This window comes from Streptomyces sp. E11-3, from assembly GCF_046540415.1.
In the GTDB taxonomy this organism is placed as follows: domain Bacteria; phylum Actinomycetota; class Actinomycetes; order Streptomycetales; family Streptomycetaceae; genus Streptomyces.
Genome location: NZ_JAZGRL010000055.1, coordinates 1 through 3,122, shown reverse-complemented (window position 1 = coordinate 3,122; position 3,122 = coordinate 1). Strand labels below are relative to the sequence as shown.

The window sequence follows — 3,122 nt, the reverse complement described above, 5'->3', positions numbered from 1 at the left end:
CCCACGAAGGCCCCGCCGCACCACGGCGCAGCCGCACCCCACGCCGCGGGACCCCCGTCAATCGCCAGCCCCGCCCCCTTCGCTTGCTACGTTGCCCGTTATGTCCGGTACGACGGTAGTAGTTGCCAAGGAGCGAACCGACGCGCCGCTGCCGCCCGTCCGGGTCCCCCGACGACGCGGTACCGAGCTCGCCCTGCTCGTGCTGGCCGTCGGGCTCTCGGTTCTCGGGTACGTGGACGTCGGCCTGGCCGTGAACCACGCCGTACCACCGGACGCCGCCACCTACGGCGCCGGACTCAGCGCACTCGCCCTAGTCGCCCACCTAGCCGTACGCAGACGCGCCCCCTGCGCCGACCCCCTGCTCCTCCCGATCGCCGTCCTGCTCAACGGCCTGGGCCTGGTCCTGATCTACCGCCTGGACCTCGAAACCCCGAAAGACACCGCCGCGCCCGCGCAGCTCGTCTGGTCCACCGCCGGGGTAACCCTCTTCATCGCGGTGGTGACAGCGCTACGCGACCACCGCACGCTCCAGCGCTACGCCTACCTCTCCGTCGTCACCGCGATGACCCTGCTCACCCTCCCGATCCTCTTCCCCGCGGTGAACGGCGCCCGCATCTGGATCAGGGTCGCCGGTTTCTCCATCCAGCCCGCGGAGTTCGCCAAGATCCTCCTCGCGGTGTTCTTCGCCGCGTACCTCGCGGCCAACCGCACAGCCCTCGCCTACACCGGCCGCCGCATCTGGAAGCTCCAACTCCCCACCGGCCGCGTACTGGGCCCGATCGTCGCGATCTGGCTGCTCAGCGTCGGCGTACTGATCCTGGAGCGCGACCTGGGCACCTCGCTCCTCTTCTTCGGACTCTTCGTGATCCTCCTGTACGTGGCCACCGGCCGCACCGGCTGGATCGCGGTCGGCCTGCTCCTCGCCGCGGTCGGCGCGTTCGCCGTGGGGTCGCTCGAACCCCACGTACACGGCCGCGTAGCGGACTGGCTGCACCCCTTCGCCTCCATCGAGGCAGGCGACGGCCCCACCCAACTGGCCCAGTCCCTCTTCGCGTTCGCGGCAGGCGGCCTGCTCGGCACCGGCCTCGGCCTCGGCGAATCGATCCTGATCGGCTTCGCCGCGAAGTCCGACTTCATCCTGGCCACCGCGGGCGAGGAGCTGGGCCTGAGCGGCCTCTCCGCGATCTTCCTCCTCTACGCGGTACTCGTGGCCCGCGGCTTCCGCGCGGGCCTGGCCCTACGCGACCCCTTCGGGCGGCTCCTGGCCACCGGCCTCGCCTCGATCCTCGCGCTCCAGGTGTTCGTGATCGCGGGCGGGGTGACCGGCCTGATCCCGCTCACCGGCATGGCGATGCCGTTCCTCGCGCAGGGCGGCTCGTCCGTCGTCACCAACTGGATCATCGTCGCCCTGCTGGTCAGAGTCAGCGACTCAGCCCGCAACCAGCCACCGCCACCCCACGCGTGAAGGGGCCGCCCCCGTGACCCGCCACATCCGACACGCCGCCGCCTTCACCCTGCTCCTGATCCTCGCGCTGCTGGTGAACGCCGCCCGCATCCAGGTCTTCCAGTCCGCGGAGTACGACGACAACCCGGCCAACCGCAGGACGAGCATCGCCCGTTACGCCCAGCCCCGCGGCGACATCCTCGTCGGCGGCAAGCCGATCACCGGCTCCAAGGACACCGGTCAGCAGCTCCGCTTCGAGCGTACGTACAAGAACGGCCCGCTGTACGCGCCGGTCACCGGGCACGCCTCGCAGACGTACGGCACGACCTTCCTGGAGGACGCCGAGGACGCGGCTCTCTCCGGCGCCGACCCGATGCTCGCGCCGCTCCCGCTGTGGAACGACCTCACCCGGACGCAGCCGCCCGGCGGCGAGGTGCACACCACCATCGAGCCGTCCGTGCAGCAGGCCGCGTACGCCGCGCTCGGCGGCAAGCCGGGTGCGGTGGCCGCGCTCGATCCGGTCACCGGGCGGGTGTTGGCGCTGGTCTCCACGCCGTCGTACGACCCCGGGGTGCTGTCCGGGAACGGGGCCGCGGTGGCCAGGCGCTGGAAGCGGCTGAACGCCTCCCCGATCAAGCCGATGCTGAACCGGGCGATCCGGCAGACCTATCCGCCCGGCTCGGCCTTCAAGGTGGTGACGGCCGCGGCGGCGCTCGAATCCGGCGTCGTGAAGGACATCGACGCGCCTACCGAGTCCCCCGACCCGTACACCCTGCCGGGCACCTCGACCGAGCTCACCAACGCGGTGGACGGCTGCGCGAACGCGTCTTTGCGGTATGCGGTCGTGTGGTCCTGCAACACGGTGCTGGCGAACCTTGGCGACCGGGTGGGGCTGCGGGGGATGGTGCGTGCGGCGGAGGGGTTCGGGTTCAACGACCGTGGGCTGGCGATTCCCTCGCGGGTCTCGCCCAGCAACTTCGACACCGTCATGGACCGGGCGCAGTTGGCGCTCTCCGCGATCGGGCAGTACGACACCACGGCTACGCCGTTGCAGATGGCGATGGTGTCGGCCGCGGTGGCCAACGGCGGCGAGCTGAAGGCGCCGCATCTGGTGGAGCGGGTTTCCAGTCGGCGTGGCACGACCGTCTCGACCGTGCATCCGCGCTCGCTGGGGCGGCCGTTTGGTCAGCGCACCGCGCTGCTGCTGCGCGAGATGATGGTCGGCGCCGTAGAGGAGGGCACCGGCGGGAACGCGGCGATCCCCGGCGCGATCGTCGGCGGCAAGACGGGCACGGCGCAGCATGGCATCGGCAACTCCGGGTTGCCGTACGCCTGGTTCGTCTCGTGGGCCCAGCCGCGGAACTCGGGGCGGCCGGCGGTGGCCGTGGCGGTGGTCGTGGAGGAGGCGGCGGCCGATCGGTCGGACATCAGCGGCGGGGGGAGCGCGGCGCCGATCGCCCGCGCGGTGATGGAGGCGGCGCTGACACACACGGGGTGAGCCACGGCCCCCTTACACCGCCGCGCGGGGGGGGTGCGCGCTGTTCGTTGTGCGGCGGGGCCACGTCGGAGGTCGTGGCCCCGCCGCGCGGGGCGCCCGCTGTTCGTCGTGGGGCGTGCCGTGCTGTGGTGCGGGGTGCGCTCTGTTTGTTGTGGGGCGGGGCCGCGTCGGGGGGTACGT

The 3,122-nt window shown here is 72.0% G+C and carries 2 protein-coding genes; both read left to right on the top strand.

Going from position 1 to position 3,122, the window contains the following annotated elements; genetic code table 11:
* Positions 1-100: 100 nt before the first annotated feature.
* Positions 101-1,465, top strand: coding sequence for an FtsW/RodA/SpoVE family cell cycle protein (locus U9R90_RS34830; RefSeq protein WP_411061386.1), 1,365 nt, complete (start codon positions 101-103; stop codon positions 1,463-1,465).
* Positions 1,466-1,478: 13 nt separating this feature from the next.
* Complete coding sequence (locus U9R90_RS34825) at positions 1,479-2,942, top strand: penicillin-binding transpeptidase domain-containing protein (RefSeq protein WP_411061385.1); 1,464 nt, start codon at positions 1,479-1,481, stop codon at positions 2,940-2,942.
* Positions 2,943-3,122 lie beyond the last annotated feature (180 nt).

Coding starts and splice junctions, on each gene's coding strand:
- U9R90_RS34830 (WP_411061386.1), top strand. CDS start 101: ATGTCCGGTACGACGGTAGTAGTTGCCAAGGAGCGAACCGACGCGCCG.